The sequence below is a fragment of the Gordonia sp. PDNC005 genome (assembly GCF_016919385.1).
Classification (GTDB): Bacteria; Actinomycetota; Actinomycetes; order Mycobacteriales; family Mycobacteriaceae; genus Gordonia.
This window is the reverse complement of the sequence record NZ_CP070351.1, coordinates 196,001-214,697: the sequence shown is the minus strand read 5'-3', so window position 1 is coordinate 214,697 and position 18,697 is coordinate 196,001. Positions and strand designations below refer to the sequence as shown.

The window sequence follows — 18,697 nt, the reverse complement described above, 5'->3', positions numbered from 1 at the left end:
GGCGACGCCGCGCAGCCGTATCACCGGCGTCGTTCAAACAGAGGACACCCGCACGGGTGCGGCAGCCCTACAGCGTGATGCGGCCTTCTTCGGCGGCCTTGCCGATGTCCGTGCGGAAATGTGCGCCCTCCAGCCCGACGCGAGCGAGGCGGTCGTATGCCTGCGCGCGAGCCTCCGCGAGATCCGCACCCCGACCGACGACGGAGAGCACACGGCCGCCCGACGAGACGATCGCACCGTCGACGAGCTTGGTTCCCGCGTGCAGGACGCCCTCGGTGTCGGAGCCGGAGATCGGGTCTCCGGTGCGCGGACTGCCTGGGTAGTTGTCGGCGGCGAGCACAACGACAACGGCGCTGCCGTCGAACCACCTCAGCGGAGGAAGGTCGGCGAGTGTACCGTTCGCTACGGCGCCGAGCACATCGCCGAGCGGGGTCTCGAGGAGATCGAGGACGGCTTGGGTCTCGGGGTCGCCGAACCGGCAGTTGAACTCCACGACCGACGGCCCCTGCGCGCCGATGGCCAGGCCGGCGTACAGGAGTCCGGAGAAGGGATTGCCGCGCTTGGCCATCTCTGCGGCGACAGGGCGTACCACGTCGTCGACGATGGTGTCGACCATGCCGTCGGGCAGCCACGGGAGCGGGGTGTACGCACCCATGCCACCGGTGTTGGGCCCCTCGTCGTTGTCGCCGACCCGCTTGTGGTCCTGCGCGGGCAGCAGCGGGACCACTGTGTCTCCGTCGACCAGGCAGAACAACGACACCTCGGGACCGTCGAGGAAGCTCTCGAGCAGCACGGGATGACCGTTCTCGATCACGTCGACGGCGTGCGACCGTGCGGCGGCACGATCGGCCGTCACGACCACGCCCTTGCCTGCGGCGAGCCCGTCGTCCTTGACCACCCAGGTGGGGCCGAAGCGATCGAGGGCGGCGTCGACGTCGTCGATCGCGGTGACGCTCTCGGCGCGCGCGGTCGCGACGCCGGCAGCGGCCATGACGTCCTTGGCGTATGCCTTCGATCCTTCGATCTGAGCGGCCTCGGCACTGGGTCCGAACGTCGGGAATCCCGCAGCGCGCAGCGCGTCGGCGACACCGTGCACCAGCGGCACCTCGGGGCCGATCACCACGAGGTCGGCGCCTATCTCGCGCGCCAGGGCGACGACGGCATCGCCGGAGTTGGCGTCGACCGCGTGGTTGGTCGCGACGGCCGCGGTTCCGGCGTTGCCGGGAGCAGCGTGAAGTTCCGTCACCGACGGGTCGCGGTCGAGTCCGAGGAGGAGGGCGTGTTCGCGGCCGCCCGAGCCGATCACCAGTGCGCGCACGCGTATCAGCGTAGCGAGGACGTCAGCCGCCCGCCGGGGCGACCTTGCCGTTGAACTCGATCACGAGTACCGGGAGCACAGGGGCGAGGGCTCCGACAACCACACCGGCGAGCAGTGGGCCGCCCGCGGCGAGGAGGAGCACGGCGGCCACGATGGGCAGCACCGCAGCGATGAACATCCACAAGGCCAGCTGCGACGGGCCGGTCAGGTAGAAATGCAGGCCGATGGCGACGACCGCGAAGATGAGCATCGGGATCGCCGACGTGAGGAGGACCGCCAGCTCGGAGATGTGGGCCTCGCCTTCGATCCACAGTGCGATCACGTGCATGCCCGAGCCGACGGCGGCGCATCCCATGAACATCGGGATGCTGCCGTATCCCCACAGGAAGCAGCGTTCACGATGCTCAGCGAGTGCCTCCCCGTTGGGCATGATCGTGTAGAGCCACCACATCGCGAAAGTGACGCTGAGCGCGGTTACGCCCAGCACCGCGGTCTGCGTGCTCCAGCCGGTCCGCGAGATCTGCGCCTGTAGGACGGCGACGGTGCCCACGACCCCTTCGCCGAGTGTGATGACGACGAGCGTCGCGTAGCGCTCGGTGATGTGGAACGGGTTCCACGGTGTCCGCTTGACGAGCACCTCCGCCACGAACGGGCCGAGGAACTCGATGAAGGCGCAGACGGCGATCGCGATGAGCGTCACCGTGAGGTTCATCGGCGCGAGGGCGACGAACGTCCACCCGATCTGTGCGACGACGCATGCGACCGCATAGGTGAGGCAGGTGCGTCGGTAGTCCCGGGCCTGAAGTGCGGCACGAATCCACTGCGGCACCAGTCCGATCCGCATCACCATGTAGCCGAAGACGATGACTTTCATGTCGATGTGTTCGTCGGCGTCGATCGACGAGAACACGGCCGGGACGCCGGTCGCCATGATCGAGACTCCGATCATCTGAACGAACACCGACAGTCTGAACCACGGATCGTCGGTGTCGAAGGCCGAAGCGAACCACGCGAAGTTGATCCACGCCCAGATGGCGGCGAAGGTGACGAGTGCGTACCCGACGATCGCGGTGAACACGTGGCCCTCGGCGAGGTACTCCGCCAACTGCACACCTGCGACCGCGAACAGGACGACGAAGATCAGGTCGTAGAAGACTTCGAGGCCGCTGCCTGCTCTTTCTCCTTCGTCGGCGTCACGGCCGGTCATCCACTGCAACTCGGTTCTCACTGGCACGGGCCAAGCCTAGACACGAACGCGCCCGCCGTCTCCACGACGGCGGGCGTGTCCGCGAAGGCGATCAGCGCGGCGAGGTCAGGTCGTACAGGGTCACTCCATCGACAGTGGTCGACGTGAAGGTGGAGGTGACCCATTCCTTGATCTGCGCGGAAGCGCCTTCCGAATCGCCGCCCATCATTCCCCGTTCGCCGTTGACGAAGTAATGGATGCGACCGTCGGCGACGTACTGCTTGAACTGCTCCAGGGTGGGCGACGGGTCGGTTCCGTTGAATCCGCCGATCGGCATCACCGAGTACCCGGACGCGATCTGGTAACCGGACGCCTCATTGGAGCCGACTGCCGCGGCGACCCAGGTGTACTCGGACGCGTTGTCTCGAAGCAGCGCGACCATCTCGTCGCTCGGGGTGGAACCGCTCAGCAGCCCTCCGGGTCCACCGGTTATGCCTTCGGTGCCGGTCATTCCGGGGAATCCTCCGTTCATGCCGGGGAATCCACCTCGCTGGCTGCTGTTGCTCATTCCCGGCGGCATCATCCCACCCGGGCCACCGCGGTGCCGACCACCGGGCCCGAACATTCCGCCCTCAGTGCGCGGACCCGCCGTGATGATCGATCCCTGCTTGCCTGTGTTGACGGTGTCGATCGTGTAAGCGGTCGGCCCGGCGAGCGCAGCGATGATCGCCCCCGCCGCGGCGACGGCCGCCGTGCGCTTCTTCCAGCCCGAGGACGGCGCCACGAGCAGCGCGAGACCCGAAACGACTCCGACGATCAGGACGGGCCAACGCAGCCACGGCACGAAGTCGGGGGTGCGAGCCAGCAACGCAAAACCCCAGCCCGCCGTCGCCCATACCGCGACGGCGAGGACCAGCCGGACCCACAGTCGGTCACGCGCAGGCCAGACGACCGCCGCCGAGGCTGCGATCACCGCGGCGATCGCAGGCGCCATCGCGGCCGTGTAGTAACTGTGGAAGATGCCCGCCATGAAACTGAACGTCAATGTCATGACGGCGAGCCAGCCGCCGAACAGCAGCAGGTAGGCGCGCCGACGATCCGTGCGGGGCGCACGCCCGATGAGGACGATCGCCGCTGCCCCGAGAACGATCGCCGCCGGAATGAGCCAGGCGATCTGGCCGCCCTGCTCGGCGTCGAACATCCTCGTGATGCCTGTCTGACCCCACATGCCGCCACCTGCACCCGGACCTCCGCCGGGTCCCTGCTGGCCGGCCATCTCCGCGACCTGGCTGCGCCGACCTCCCCCGCCGACGCTGCCCTCCTCATTGCCGTTGAGCCTGCCGAATCCGTTGTAGCCCAAGGTCAGTTCGAGGATCGAATTGTTCTGAGAACCGCCGATGTACGGGCGGCTGGACGAAGGCCACAATTCGACGGTGAGGATCCACCAGCCCGCGCTGGCGATCAATGCGCCCAACGAGGCGAACAGGTGCCCGACACGCCGCGCCCATCCGCCGGGAGCGGCGAGGAAGTACACGACCACCATCGGGGGAACGATCAGCATCACTTCGAGTTGCTTCGTGAGGAAGCCGAAGCCTACCGCCGCTCCCGCTGCGATCATCCATCGCAGCCTGCCCGTGTCGACGGCCTTGAGCAGTGCGCCCATCGCGGCGATCATCAGCAGGATGAGGAGCGCTTCGGGGTTGTCGAATCGGAACATCAGGGCGGCGACCGGCGTCAGTGCGAGGGCAGTTCCGGCCCCGATGCCCGCCCAGTGGCCGAATCGATTGCGCGTGATGAGATACAAGAGTGCGACAGACGCGACCCCCATCAGCACCTCGGGGACCAGCACCGACCACGAGTTGAGGCCGAACACCCGCACGAACAACGCGGGGATCCACAGGGAGGCGGGCGGTTTGTCGACGGTGATGGAGTTCGCCATGTCGGACGACCCGAAGAACCATGCCTTCCACGATTGTGAACCCGCCTGGATCGCCGCGGTGTAGAACGAGTTGCCCCACCCGTTGGCGGACAGATTCCAGAGGTAGAGGACGGTGGTCGAGATGAGCAACGCCCCCAGCGACCAGATCGTCGTGCGCCGGGACGGCTGCAGACCGTCGTCCGCCTGATGGGCCGAACGGTCGACAGGCGCGGGCGGTTCCCCGTTGCCGTCCACCCCGCTTCGGTCCGCACTGTCCAAGATGTCGATGGCGGTCATGCGGTTGCTCCTTCCGAGCGGGTGCTGCGTGAGGAGAAGAGTCGGCGCAGTCCGACGAACCGGGTGGCGGTCGCCACCAGGTTGGCCGTCACGAGGACGGCGAGCTCTGCGGCTCGTCCCACGTCGGGGGCGAAGCTGTGCAGGGTAGCGAGCGATCCGGCGGTGACGAGCCAGCCGAACGTGAACACTGCGAGGCCCATCAGGTGATCTCGCATCGCGCGTTCGGCGCCGCGGACACCGAAGGTGAACCGCCGGTTGGCCGCGGTGTTGGCGATCGCGGTGATGCCGAGGGCGAGGAAGTTCGCCGCCTGCGCTCCAGCGACCGAGTGCAGCATCACGTACAGGAGTGCGTACGCGACGGTCGACGTGACGCCGACCGCGCAGAACCGGACGAGCTGTCCGACCATGCCGACCGGCACACCGTCGACGGCGGGGCCCGGCCTGCGGTCCCGTCCGAGCGTCGCCCGCAGTTCCGCGATCGGAAGGCGACCCCGGGTGAGCGCCCAGCCCACCCGGACGCATCCGCGCAGGTCGGCGACGGCGGTGGCGACGATGTCGACCGAGCTGTCCGGGTCGTCGGTCCAGTCCACGGGGACCTCGGCGATCCGAAGTCCGACCCGTTCGGCGAGCACGAGCAGTTCGGTGTCGAAGAACCATCCGGTGTCCTCGACATATGGCAGCAGACGTCGTGCGACATCGGTGCGCATCGCTTTGAATCCGCATTGCGCATCCGAGAAGCGCGCGTGCATCGTGGTGCGCAGCAGCAGGTTGTACGAACGGGAGATCATTTCGCGTTTCGGCCCGCGGACCACACGCGACGACCGCGACAGACGCGTCCCGATCGCGATGTCGGAATGACCGGAGATCAGCGGCGCGATCAGCGGCATCAACGCGTTCAGGTCGGTCGACAGGTCGACGTCGCAGTAGGCGACGATCTCCGCGTCACTGTCCCGCCACACTCGATTGAGTGCTCCGCCGCGTCCCTTCCTCGACAGATGCACAACCCGAACGTCGTCGAACTGCGCGGCGAGCGCCTTGGCCACCTGCAATGTCGTATCGGTGCTCGCGTTGTCGGCGATCGTGATTCGGGCGGGATACGGGACGGCCTTGTGCAGGTGATCGCGAAGGGCGAGAACGGCTGCGTCCAGGTCGTCTTCTTCGTTGAACACCGGGATCACGATGTCCAGGACCGGTGGTGGGGGCGCCCCGGCGGCCGCGCCGGAACGCGCCGCCGGATCGGGGTCGAGTGTTGTCGTCATGGGAGCAAGATTCGCTCCCCCACCTCCCGCCCCACTGCGATCGACCTGTCAGATTCCTGTGGGAGTCATTGACTGCTGGTGGACACCGGCGTGACCCGATAGACGACTCTGTCGGCGACGTCGCCGGGCGGCCCGTCCATCGGCAGGCCGTAGCGTTCGGCGAGAGCGGCGAACACGATTCCGGCGGAGTCGTCGTCGATCCGCTCCACGACACCGCGGACTTCGAGGTAGCGGTACGGCTGGTCGGGATCGTTCACCGAGATCGCGACCTCGGGGTGGGCGGTCACGTTCTTGTACTTCTGGCGGGTCGTCGTGTTCGTGAAGAGCAGATGCTCGCCGTCCCAGGAGAACCACATCGGGTTCACCTGCGGACGCCCGTCGGGACGGATTGTTGCGAGATGGGCGTACAGCGGCCGTTCGAGCAGGTCACGATGACTGTCGGGGATCACGGTCATGTCGGTCACTCTCGCCCGGATGAGATCCACGCGGGATCGGCCACGATGTTCCGTGTCCCGTGGACGAGCGATGAGACGTCGTCGAGCGCGATCATCGCGTCGTCGTCGAGGAGCAGATCGACTGCGGCCGCGTTCTCGGCGATCCGTGACGGTGAGCGGGTCCCGGGGATCGGGACTGTCGGCAGACCGGCTCTGCGTCCCGACTCGTACAGCCAGGCCAGCGCCACCTGCGCGTTCGTCGCGTCGAACCGCTGTGCGACGTCGGCGACGATGTCGAGGGCGCGCTGGTTCGCGTCCCAGTTGTCGTCGCCGAAACGTGCGGTGGATCCACGCATGTCCGACGCGACCTGATCACGGGTGAGTGTCCCGGTGAGGAATCCGCGGCCGAGCGGCGAGTACGGAACGAATCCGACGCCGAGTTCCACGCACGCCGGGATCACGTTGGCCTCGACGTCACGCGACCACAGGCTCCACTCGCTCTGCACGGCGGCGATCGGGTGGACCGCTTGTGCTGCACGCAGTTCCGCTGCGGTGACCTCCGACAGTCCGAGGTGCCGTACCTTACCCGCCGCGACGGCCTCCGCCATCGCCGCGACAGTCTCCTCGATCGGCACGTCAGGATCACGACGGTGCATGTACCAGAGGTCGATGACGTCGGTGTCGAGGCGGGTGAGTGATTTCTCAAGCGCTTCGCGCACGTACGCGGCGTCCCCACGTGTCGGCTTGACCGTCTCCTGACCTGCCAACGGAACCTTGCCGGTGATCCCGAACTTGGTTGCCAGCGTCACGTCGTCGCGTCGGTCGACGAGGAGCCGCGCGACGAGACGTTCGTTGGCCCCCGACGGGCCGTCGACGCCCGGCTGCGGTTCGCCATACACGTCAGCGGTGTCGATGAACGTGACACCTGCGTCGACGGCACTGTGCAGAACGCCGAGTGCCGCGGCGTCGTCGGTACCGCCGTAGACGTGTGTGACCGCCATGCCGCCGAATCCGAGTGCCGACGTCTGCAGGGAGTCGCCGAGAACTGTGGTGTGCATAAATGCTCCTGTTGAGGTTATCGGTGTGATCCCGGGCTGTCAGTCGCCGAGGAGTCGTTGCTGTTCGATGACGGCGGGGTCTGTGATGGGCTGCTCACCGCAGTCCAGACCTGAATCGATGAGGCGTCGATAGTGTGAGATCTTGTCGTCGACAGCTTCGAGGTCGTCGATCAGCTCTCGGATGCGGGACTCGATCTCCTCGCGGTGATCCTCGAGGAGCCGCATCCGCCTGCCGTGCGTCCGAGCACCCTGGTCGACCATGGTGACGAAATCCCGCATGTGGGCCACCGACATCCCGGTTCGGCGCAGCCGCACCAGCAGGTCGATCATGCGGATGGTCGCGTCGTCGTACCGTCGGACACCCGCGGACGTGCGCGGAACGGCGGGGATCAGTCCCTCCGCTTCGTACCACCGCAGTGTGTCGCGGGTGAGTCCGGTGCGGGCGGACACGTCGGCGATGCTCATGTCTTCAGGCATGACGTCAACGGTAGAACCTGGAGTGCACTCCAGGGCAAGAGCTTTCCGCCCTAGCCCCGCGGGCGGGCAGCTTCACTGGACCGGAGGAAGTCCCCGCTCACCGTCAGCGCGGGCGACGAGCTGTCGCCGCCGACGACAAGCGTCGCGAAGGCGAGGTCGCCGACGATGCCCGCGAACCACCCGTGGGCATGCTTGTTGTCGCCGTACTCGGCCGTCCCGGTCTTTCCACCGAGGCCGTTGATGTCGCGGAGGCTGCGGGCCGTGCCCGAGGTGACGGCCTCCCGCATCGCCGACCGGATGGCGGTCGCGACGGTCGAGGGGATCACCGTCGGGTCGCTGTCCGCGGTGGTCCTCATCCCCTGGATGAGGACCGGGGTCACTGTCCTCCGGGCCGCGAGAGAGGCTTCGACGAGGGCCAGGCCGAACGGCGACGCCGTCACCTGTCCCTGCCCGATGCCGCTCTCGACCTTGTGCGCGGCCGAATCGGCGGCAGGCACATTCCCCGTGATGGTTGTCAGCCCGGGCACCGAGTAGTCGGCTCCGAGGCCGAACATGCGAGCCGTGACGGAGAGCGCGTTGTCGTCGAGTTGTGTGGACAGACCTGCCATCGTCGTGTTGCACGACTGCGCGAACGCGGTGTGCAGCGGCACCACCCCGAGGTCGAACTCGTCCTCATTCGGGATCGTCCGATCGCCGAACCGCTGCTTCCCCGGGCACGGCAGACGGCTGTCTATGGTGGCCACGCCCGATTTCAGGGCCGCTGCGGTTGTCACTGTCTTGAACGTCGAACCGGGCGCGTAGAGCCCTGTGAGGGCGATGGGGCCCTGCTGGTCGGCGGCGTCGTTCTGCGCGACGGCGAGGATCCCGCCGGTCGAAGGTCGGATCGCGACGAGCATCGTCGGACGCTTCTCCCTCGCCACCGCGGCGTTCGCGGCCTGCTGCAACACGACATCCAACGAAGTGCGGACAGAATCGGGTGTCACTCCCTCAAAGCGCTGAATACGTGTGACGGTCTCTCCCGCGGCGTCGACGACGTTCACCTCCGCGCCTGCCGCCGCGTCGATCACCTCACGCCAGCGGCCCTCAAGCCCAGCCGTCGCGGGCGACTTCACGTTCTTCGAGGCGGTGATCAACCGTCCCTCGCGACGAACGGAGACACCACCGATGCGAGTCAGGTCGCCCACTTCTGCCGCGTCGTCCGGCCGCAGTGCGACAACGGTCTGCGGTCCGCTCTTGCCTGCGAGGTCCTTTCGGATCGTTGTCGCCGTCACGTCGGGCGCTACGGTGTTCAACCGCTGTGCCAGTCTCGTGGCCGAGTCCGTTCGTGCGGCGTCGAGCGACACGACGGACACCTCTTGCCACGTGAGCACCGAGCGTCCCTTCCTGTCCGTGACGCGTGTGTCATACGCCTTGAGCTCGCTGTAGAGAAGCCTTCCGCCGGTGGCGACGTTCGGATGAATGATCGTCGGCGCCCACGTCACCCGGTCCGCGGACGTCTCGACACGCGCCGTGTACGTCGCGGTCCGCTCGCGGGGAAGGTTCCACGTCCAGGTGAGTTCGGTGCCGTCGTCGTTCGCCGCCACGTTCACAGTCGCGTCTCCCATACCGTCGAACGTGTCGGTGAACGCCTTCCTCGCAGCTCCGGCGTCGGATGTCAGGTCAGCGGACGCGTCCGGGTCGTGCCTGGTCAGCGCATTCGCCAACTTCTGAACGGGCGACTCGTCCGACCCGCAGGCCACGAAGAGTCCGGCGACCATCACCAGTGAGAGAAGGGCCGCGACCGGAGCACGCATCGTTCGAACGGATGACAGTTCCATGATTTCGACAGTATCCGGACCGCCCGCGGAAGTGGGGTGTGGACAACCTGTTCGACCGTGTCGGCATGCGCCGATAGGTTGGTGGCATGTCATCCACGGCGGTTCTCACCGACGCTCAGCGCCTCGTCGCCGATCGTGTCATCACCTCTCTCGCGGGTCCCGACGCCGCACTCCGCGCCGATCAGGAGACTGCGGTCGCGACGCTGTCGACTCCCGGTTCACGCGCACTGGTCGTCCAGGCGACGGGTTGGGGCAAGTCGGCGGTCTATTGGGCCGCGACCGCGGTGATCCGCTCTGCGGGCGGAGGACCGACGCTCATCGTCTCGCCACTGTTGTCGTTGATGCGCGACCAGGTCTCGGCGGCCGGACGTGCCGGGCTCGCAGCCGCCACCGTCAACTCGGCGAACATCGACGAGTGGGGTGCGGTCGAAGCCGAGTTGCTCTCCGGTCGACTGGACGTGCTGCTGGTGTCGCCCGAGCGTCTCGCCAATCCTGGTTTCGGCGCCAGGGTGCTCAGTGCACTCGCGGGCAAGCTCGGACTTGTTGTGATCGACGAGGCCCACGCGATCTCCGACTGGGGACACGACTTCCGGCCCGACTACCGCCGCGTGTCGGATGTCCTCCAGAACCTGAATCCACAGACTTCGGTACTCGCGACCACCGCTACCGCCAACGAACGGGTCACGGACGACGTCGCCGCCCAACTCGGCGAGGCTACGCTGGTTCTTCGCGGTCCGCTTGCCCGAAAGTCTCTGCACCTCAATGTGGTTGACGGTCTGTCTCCGATCCAGAGGTACGGGTGGGTGACCCAGGAGATGCCGTTCCTTCCTGGTTCCGGCATCGTTTACGTCCTCACCGTCGCCGACGCAGACCGCCTCGTGACGGCGATCCGCTCGGTGTGGGGCGACGAGTACCCGGTCGCCGCCTACACGGGTCAACTGCCGGCCGACGAGCGTCACGGTCTCGAGGACGCGCTCTTGAGCAATCAGGTCAAAGCGCTCGTCGCGACGTCCGCTCTCGGGATGGGTTTCGACAAGCCCGACCTCGGCTTTGTCGTTCACGTCGGAGCTCCGCCGTCGCCGGTCTCCTACTACCAGCAGGTCGGTCGTGCCGGCCGAGCCCTTGACGAGGCCGTTGTGGTTCTCCTGGCGTCGGCGCTCGACGACGCCATCTGGGAGCATTTCGCGACTGCGACGATCCCCGACCCGAAACGCATGTCTCACCTCCTGGACGCGATGAATGGTGTCGGCGCGGCGGTCAGCGTGATCACCCTCGAATCGGAGACGGGTATCCGGCGCGGCAAGGTCGAGCTGATGCTCAAGCAATTGGCCGTGGACGGTGTTGTGGAGCGCACCGCGGACGGATGGGTGGCCACCGGACGCCCGTGGACGTACGACGCCGAACACTACGGCGGTGTGCTCGAGGTCCGGCGGCGGGAGGCGGACATCATGCGGTCGTTCATCCGCGGCGAGAAGTGCCTGATGCGGTTGCTCACCGAATCGTTGGACGATCCGGCGGCCGCTGACTGCGGTCGCTGCTCGGTCTGCCGCGGGGAACTGACACCCGGCCTCAACGATCGTCCGAACGACGACACCGTGGCCACCATCTCGGCGGTATTGAGGAGGGACGCTCAGTCGTTCGCACCGCGCAAGATGTGGCCTCCCAAGGGAACGTTCTCTCGCGGTGGACGGATCGCCGTGGATCTCGCCGCGGAACCCGGCCGGGTGTTGGCGTTTGCGGACGCTCCCCAGTGGGGCGACGTCCTGACCGGCGCCAAGCACGGGGACCAGACAGCGCGCGAGCGTCTGGCAGAGTCAGCTGTCGCGGTTCTCGGCGATTGGGCGCGCCGTGGAGGGATGCGGCCGGATTCGATCGTCTCCCTCGATCTGCAGGGTGGTGACCTGGCCGCCGATCTCGCCGAACGTCTCCGCACTGTCGGACGTCGTCCCGGTTCGGTGTTCGACGTCGTCCCGGGCCGGGTTCCGGGGCGAGACGCGACGAGCGGCGTGGAGGCGACGTACTGGACCGAACACCTCGGCCCGACACCGTCAGATGTCGCGGGCAGATCCGTACTGCTGGTCGTCGACGAGACCGCGACCGGGTGGGCGGTGACTCTTGCTGCCGCAGCACTGCGCGAGGCGGGAGCGTCGGCCGTCCTACCCCTCGTGATCCATCAGACCGTCTGACACCACGGTGTGAACGGCCGGACCCGTCCGGTCAGGAGAGGTAGTGCTGAACGAATGTGATCCAGCCGCCTCGCCACACGGGGATCCGAGCCATGCCGAACATCGCGTGCTGCACGCCCCATCCGAGCAGGTAGACGATCACGAACCCGACAGGCGGCTCACGTCGTTCCTCGTTCCGACCGATCGCGAGGAATGCTGTGGCGATGGCCGCCATGTGTATCCAGCGTCCGTAGTCGGCAGCGATGAGGAACAGGGGGAAGATCGCGGCCATCTGAAGCGGCCACCACCATCGTTGTTCGCAGAAGCGACCGAGCCAGCAGACCGGCAGCAACGCGAGCGCGGCCAGTGGGATGAAGTAGGCGTTCTGGGGCCAGAACCCGATCGTGTAGTCGAATCCGTACTGCATCGTGTACTCGAGCCAGCGGATGGAGCCATTGCAGAGTTGCGGCTCGTACCCACGGGCCACGAGGTCGTCGCAGATCGCAGTCGCAGCTCGAGCACCGCCCGGAGCGAGCATGCTGGCTCCGACGATGGCCGCCGATCCCAGAACAATTCCTCCAGCCGCTATCCGCCACTGCCGACGGACATCCGACAGAGCTCGCCAGCATAAGACGAGGAGGGTCGGCAGCAAGACGACCGTCGCTTCCCACGACAGAAGGGACACCGCCCAGACGACGATCGACGTCACCACGAGCCCGAACCGCACGCGTGCCGTCCGGTCTGCCGCCATGCTCATCAGTGCGAGGGAGAGAAAAGCGATGATCTCCTTGCGGAGTCCTCCCGCCGGGTCCCAGCCGGCGAACGGGACTGCGGCGGGGCCGCACCACAGGAGGATCGACGTCGTCGACCACTCGTCGCGCCGAAGTCGATAGATGACGAAGGCTACGAACAGCGACCACAGGACCATCTGGAGTACCGCTGTCGCGATCAGCAAGTCGTCCGGATATGCGATGCGAAGCAGTTCGCCGGTGAAGCCGCGGCGGATGAATCCGCCGGCGTAGTTGATCAGCCAGTCACCGCTCTGGTGATCGTTTCCGCCCGCTCTGATCACGGTCCAGTACTTGCTGAATGCGATGAACGTCGAGAAGCTGAGGACAGTGAGTGCGAGTACTGGCCGCCAAGTGCGTTCGACTGCCTCACGTGCACTTGTCATGGGTGTAGATAGTATTCGAGCCCCTCAACCACAAGGGTTGAGGGGCTCGAATAGAGTTGAGTTCGGCGGTGTCCTACTCTCCCACACTGACTAAAGTGCAGTACCATCGGCGCTGGAGGGCTTAGCTTCCGGGTTCGGAATGGGGCCGGGCGTTTCCCCTCCGCTATAGCCACCGAAACAATATGAAACTATCACCAACCACAAACCTAAACGGTCGTGATCGTGTGTTGTTTCAGAAGTAGATAGTGGATGCGACCATCACAGACATCAAACAAAATGTGTGTGAGTGTTGTTAGTAAGTCCTCGGCCTATTAGTACCAGTCACCTGAACACATTACTATGCTTACAGTTCTGGCCTATCAACCCCATAGTCTGTAGGGGGCCTTACCCACCCCGAAAGGTGGTGAGAAACCTCATCTTGGAACAGGCTTCCCGCTTAGATGCTTTCAGCGGTTATCCCTTCCGAACGTAGCTAACCAGCAGTGCTCCTGGCGGAACAACTGGCACACCAGAGGTTCGTCCGTCCCGGTCCTCTCGTACTAGGGACAGGTTTCCTCAAGTTTCTAATCGCGCGCGGCGGATAGAGACCGAACTGTCTCACGACGTTCTAAACCCAGCTCGCGTGCCGCTTTAATGGGCGAACAGCCCAACCCTTGGGACCTACTCCAGCCCCAGGATGCGACGAGCCGACATCGAGGTGCCAAACCATCCCGTCGATATGGACTCTTGGGGAAGATCAGCCTGTTATCCCCGGGGTACCTTTTATCCGTTGAGCGACACCGCTTCCACTTGCCGGTGCCGGATCACTAGTCCCGACTTTCGTCCCTGCTCGACATGTACGTCTCACAGTCAAGCTCCCTTGTGCACTTACACTCAACACCTGATTGCCATCCAGGCTGAGGGAACCTTTGGGCGCCTCCGTTACATTTTAGGAGGCAACCGCCCCAGTTAAACTACCCACCAGGCACTGTCCCTGAACCCGATCAGGGTCCGAGGTTAGAAGCCCAATACGATCAGAGTGGTATTTCAACAACGACTCCACCAACACTAGCGTGCCAGCTTCACAGTCTCCCACCTATCCTACACAAACCGTACCGAACACCAATACCAAGCTATAGTGAAGGTCCCGGGGTCTTTTCGTCCTGCCGCGCGAAACGAGCATCTTTACTCGTACTGCAATTTCGCCGAGTCTGTGGTTGAGACAGCAGAGAAGTCGTTACGCCATTCGTGCAGGTCGGAACTTACCCGACAAGGAATTTCGCTACCTTAGGATGGTTATAGTTACCACCGCCGTTTACTGGGGCTTAAATTCTCAGCTTCGCGGATTACTCCACTAACCGGTCCTCTTAACCTTCCAGCACCGGGCAGGCGTCAGTCCGTATACATCGTCTTACGACTTCGCACGGACCTGTGTTTTTAGTAAACAGTCGCTTCTCTCTGGTCTCTGCGACCACAACCAGCTCACACCGCAAAGGTGATCACCAGCCATGGCCCCCCTTCTCCCGAAGTTACGGGGGTAATTTGCCGAGTTCCTTAACCACAGTTATCTCGATCGCCTTAGTATTCTCTACCTGACCACCTGTGTCGGTTTGGGGTACGGGCCGTGCACCAACTCACTAGAGGCTTTTCTCGGCAGCATAGGATCACTGAATTCACCATAACGGCTACGCATCACCTCTCAGGATCAATGTGACACGGATTTGCCTATGTCACTCCCTACAGGCTTACACCAGTACAACCACTGACTGGCCCAGCTACCTTCCTGCGTCACCCCATCGCTTGACTACTACACCCAAGGTCCCACGCAGCCACACTAAGACAACCCCGAAAGGCTGAAGCAATGCTTTTGGATGGTTAGTACAGATGATTCGCCACTGGGCGCGGATACACGGGTACGGGAATATCAACCCGTTGTCCATCGACTACGCCTGTCGGCCTCGCCTTAGGTCCCGACTCACCCTGGGCGGATTAACCTGGCCCAGGAACCCTTGGTCATTCGGCGGACAAGTTTCTCACTTGTCTTTCGCTACTCATGCCTGCATTCTCACTCCCACACCCTCCACCACTAGATCACTCTGTGGCTTCCACGGATGCAGGACGCTCCCCTACCCACCCACACCACTAGACAACCCCCCAAAGAGGGTTGCCGATGTACATGTGTGAGTGCCGCGGCTTCGGCGGTGTACTTGAGCCCCGCTACATTGTCGGCGCAGGATCACTTGACCAGTGAGCTATTACGCACTCTTTCAAGGGTGGCTGCTTCTAAGCCAACCTCCTGGTTGTCTTCGCGACCCCACATCCTTTTCCACTTAGTACACGCTTAGGGGCCTTAGCCGGCGATCTGGGCTGTTTCCCTCTCGACTACGAAGCTTATCCCCCGCAGTCTCACTGCCACGCTCTCACTTACCGGCATTCGGAGTTTGGCTGACGTCAGTAACCTTGTAGGGCCCATCGGCCATCCAGTAGCTCTACCTCCAGTAAGAAACACGTGACGCTGCACCTAAATGCATTTCGGGGAGAACCAGCTATCACGGAGTTTGATTGGCCTTTCACCCCTACCCACAACTCATCCCCTCCATTTTCAACTGAAGTGGGTTCGGGCCTCCACAAAGTCTTACCTCTGCTTCACCCTGGCCATGGGTAGATCACTCCGCTTCGGGTCTAGACCCAGCGACTCATTCGCCCTATTCAGACTCGCTTTCGCTACGGCTACCCCACACGGGTTAACCTTGCCACTGAGCACTAACTCGCAGGCTCATTCTTCAAAAGGCACGCCATCACCCCACCACAAAGGGAGGCTCTGACGGATTGTAAGCGCTCGGTTTCAGGTACTATTTCACTCCCCTCCCGGGGTACTTTTCACCTTTCCCTCACGGTACTAGTCCGCTATCGGTCACCAGAGAGTATTTAGGCTTACCGGGTGGTCCCGGCAGATTCACAGCAGATTCCACGAGCCCGCTGCTACTTGGGAAACACCAAAGCCAGACCACAAGTTTTCGGTTACGGGACTCTCACCCCCTACGGCAGACCATTCCAGGCCACTTCACCTAACCCATGATTTTCTTACTGACCTCACCGCCGGCAGACGATGACATGATGCTCCCACAACCCCACACGCACAACCCCTGCCGGGTATCACATACGCGCGGTTTAGCCCCATCCGCTTTCGCTCGCCACTACTCACGGAATCACTATTGTTTTCTCTTCCTGTGGGTACTGAGATGTTTCACTTCCCCACGTTCCCTCCACACTCCCTATACATTCAGAAGTGGGTAACACGACATAACTCGTGCTGGGTTTCCCCATTCGGACACCCTCGGATCACAGCTCGTTTGACAACTCCCCGAGGACTATCGCGGCCTACCACGTCCTTCATCGGCTCCTGGTACCAAGGCATCCACCGAACGCCCTAAAACACTTACAACAACACCCACAAACACACCACAACAACAACCACCCCACAAAACAGGACAGCCACCACTGTGACACGAATGTGGACATCACAATAGATTCAACATACTTTTTGAAATTGCAATACAATACACCTTGAACGTGTCAAGATGCTCGCATCCACTATCCACTTCTCAAACAACACACACCCACCCACCCCCACACCCCAACACAGAGGCGGAAAGTCAGCGAGCAGCAGAAAAAACAACAACAACCGACAGAAAAAATCCGCCGGCCGGTGTGTTCTCTCAGAACCCCGATAGTGTGTATCTAGCAGCCATGCAGTCACCCGCATGACTCCACCCACATAAAAGCGACCACACATAATTGTGCTCGCCGCAGGCGCGTCTTGTGTTTCACCCTGAACAAACACCGATCTCGACCGCATTCGGGTTGAGCATCGGTATTGTTGTTTGCTCCTTAGAAAGGAGGTGATCCAGCCGCACCTTCCGGTACGGCTACCTTGTTACGACTTCGTCCCAATCGCCGATCCCACCTTCGACGGCTCCCTCCCCGAGGGGTTAGGCCACCGGCTTCGGGTGTTACCGACTTTCATGACGTGACGGGCGGTGTGTACAAGGCCCGGGAACGTATTCACCGCAGCGTTGCTGATCTGCGATTACTAGCGACTCCGACTTCATGGGGTCGAGTTGCAGACCCCAATCCGAACTGAGACGCGCTTTAAGGGATTCGCTCCACCTCACGGTCTCGCAGCCCTCTGTACGCGCCATTGTAGCATGTGTGAAGCCCTGGACATAAGGGGCATGATGACTTGACGTCATCCCCACCTTCCTCCGAGTTGACCCCGGCAGTCTCCTGCAAGTCCCCACCATTACGTGCTGGCAATACAGGACAAGGGTTGCGCTCGTTGCGGGACTTAACCCAACATCTCACGACACGAGCTGACGACAGCCATGCACCACCTGTACACCAACCACAAGGGGGGCTATATCTCTATAGCTTTCTAGTGTATGTCAAACCCAGGTAAGGTTCTTCGCGTTGCATCGAATTAATCCACATGCTCCGCCGCTTGTGCGGGCCCCCGTCAATTCCTTTGAGTTTTAGCCTTGCGGCCGTACTCCCCAGGCGGGGTACTTAATGCGTTAGCTACGGCACGGAACTCGTGAAATGAGCCCCACACCTAGTACCCACCGTTTACGGCGTGGACTACCAGGGTATCTAATCCTGTTCGCTCCCCACGCTTTCGCTCCTCAGCGTCAGTTACTACCCAGAGACCCGCCTTCGCCACCGGTGTTCCTCCTGATATCTGCGCATTTCACCGCTACACCAGGAATTCCAGTCTCCCCTGTAGTACTCAAGTCTGCCCGTATCGCCTGCACGCCTGCAATTGAGTTGCAGAATTTCACAGACGACGCGACAAACCGCCTACGAGCTCTTTACGCCCAGTAATTCCGGACAACGCTCGCACCCTACGTATTACCGCGGCTGCTGGCACGTAGTTGGCCGGTGCTTCTTCTCTAGGTACCGTCACTTGCGCTTCGTCCCTAGCGAAAGAGGTTTACAACCCGAAGGCCGTCATCCCTCACGCGGCGTCGCTGCATCAGGCTTGCGCCCATTGTGCAATATTCCCCACTGCTGCCTCCCGTAGGAGTCTGGGCCGTGTCTCAGTCCCAGTGTGGCCGATCACCCTCTCAGGTCGGCTACCCGTCGTCGCCTTGGTAGGCCATTACCCCACCAACAAGCTGATAGGCCGCGGGCCCATCCCAAACCGCAAAAGCTTTCCACCAACCACCATGAAGCGGAAGGTCATATCCAGTATTAGACCCAGTTTCCCAGGCTTATCCCAGAGTTTGGGGCAGATCACCCACGTGTTACTCACCCGTTCGCCACTCGAGTACCCCCGAAGGGGCCTTTCCGTTCGACTTGCATGTGTTAAGCACGCCGCCAGCGTTCGTCCTGAGCCAGGATCAAACTCTCCAACAAAAAATGTGAAACAAACACACCCCCAAAAAGAGTGCGCGATTTCAGCACAAGCCAGAAAGCAAAACCTGACCAAATCCAAAAAACTGACAAAGATTCAATCATAAACAAAACAAAAACAAATTCTTGTCCGTCACAACATCCTCAATGCCACAAAACAAAAATAATGTGGCACAAGAACATCTATCTACACACTATCGAGT

At 63.1% G+C, this 18,697-nt stretch carries 10 protein-coding genes and 3 rRNA genes; 1 reads left to right on the top strand and 12 read right to left on the bottom strand.

Annotated features, from left to right (window positions below; all coding sequences use genetic code 11):
* Positions 1-67: 67 nt before the first annotated feature.
* From purD to JVX90_RS01095, 8 genes are all read right to left on the bottom strand, one after another.
* Positions 68-1,318 (bottom strand): phosphoribosylamine--glycine ligase, encoded by a 1,251-nt coding sequence (purD, locus tag JVX90_RS01130; protein ID WP_205330662.1) that lies wholly within the window; start codon positions 1,316-1,318, stop codon positions 68-70.
* 22 nt (positions 1,319-1,340) lie between these two features.
* A complete protein-coding gene (locus tag JVX90_RS01125; RefSeq protein ID WP_240193999.1) occupies positions 1,341-2,552 on the bottom strand; it encodes a low temperature requirement protein A in 1,212 nt (403 codons plus the stop codon).
* Between the two features lie 64 nt (positions 2,553-2,616).
* Entirely contained in the window at positions 2,617-4,719 is a 2,103-nt protein-coding gene (locus tag JVX90_RS01120; RefSeq protein ID WP_205330661.1) for a glycosyltransferase family 39 protein, read from the bottom strand.
* Entirely contained in the window at positions 4,716-5,978 is a 1,263-nt protein-coding gene (locus JVX90_RS01115) for a bifunctional glycosyltransferase family 2/GtrA family protein (RefSeq protein ID WP_205330660.1), read from the bottom strand. The genes JVX90_RS01120 and JVX90_RS01115 overlap by 4 nt, the downstream gene beginning before the upstream one ends.
* Positions 5,979-6,043: 65 nt before the next feature.
* The gene (locus tag JVX90_RS01110; protein ID WP_205330659.1) at positions 6,044-6,433 is read right to left on the bottom strand and encodes a PPOX class F420-dependent oxidoreductase; all 390 of its coding nucleotides are present in this window, start codon (positions 6,431-6,433) and stop codon (positions 6,044-6,046) included.
* 5 nt (positions 6,434-6,438) lie between these two features.
* Positions 6,439-7,470 carry an aldo/keto reductase gene (locus tag JVX90_RS01105; RefSeq protein WP_205330658.1) on the bottom strand — a complete coding sequence of 344 codons (1,032 nt, stop codon included), beginning with the start codon at positions 7,468-7,470 and terminating at the stop codon, positions 6,439-6,441.
* A gap of 39 nt (positions 7,471-7,509) precedes the next feature.
* Complete coding sequence (locus JVX90_RS01100; RefSeq protein WP_205330657.1) at positions 7,510-7,947, bottom strand: MerR family transcriptional regulator; 438 nt, start codon at positions 7,945-7,947, stop codon at positions 7,510-7,512.
* A 50-nt stretch (positions 7,948-7,997) separates the two neighbouring features.
* A complete protein-coding gene (locus tag JVX90_RS01095) occupies positions 7,998-9,764 on the bottom strand; it encodes a penicillin-binding transpeptidase domain-containing protein (RefSeq protein WP_205330656.1) in 1,767 nt (588 codons plus the stop codon).
* 86 nt (positions 9,765-9,850) lie between these two features.
* Here JVX90_RS01095 and JVX90_RS01090 point away from each other — a divergent pair, with 86 nt between their 5' ends.
* Positions 9,851-11,950, top strand: a complete 2,100-nt coding sequence (locus JVX90_RS01090) for a DEAD/DEAH box helicase (RefSeq protein ID WP_205330655.1) — start codon at positions 9,851-9,853, stop codon at positions 11,948-11,950.
* 31 nt (positions 11,951-11,981) lie between these two features.
* On the opposite strand, the gene JVX90_RS01085 is transcribed toward JVX90_RS01090, so the two are convergent.
* The 4 genes from JVX90_RS01085 to JVX90_RS01070 all read right to left on the bottom strand — a co-directional run bounded on the left by JVX90_RS01085 (position 11,982) and on the right by JVX90_RS01070 (position 18,497).
* Positions 11,982-13,103, bottom strand: a complete 1,122-nt coding sequence (locus tag JVX90_RS01085) for a hypothetical protein (protein ID WP_205330654.1) — start codon at positions 13,101-13,103, stop codon at positions 11,982-11,984.
* Positions 13,104-13,163: 60 nt separating this feature from the next.
* Positions 13,164-13,280, bottom strand: a 5S ribosomal RNA gene (gene rrf, locus JVX90_RS01080).
* A 114-nt stretch (positions 13,281-13,394) separates the two neighbouring features.
* A 23S ribosomal RNA gene (locus JVX90_RS01075) occupies positions 13,395-16,527 on the bottom strand.
* Between the two features lie 450 nt (positions 16,528-16,977).
* Positions 16,978-18,497, bottom strand: a 16S ribosomal RNA gene (locus tag JVX90_RS01070).
* The 16S, 23S and 5S rRNA genes sit together here, the layout of an rRNA operon.
* Positions 18,498-18,697 lie beyond the last annotated feature (200 nt).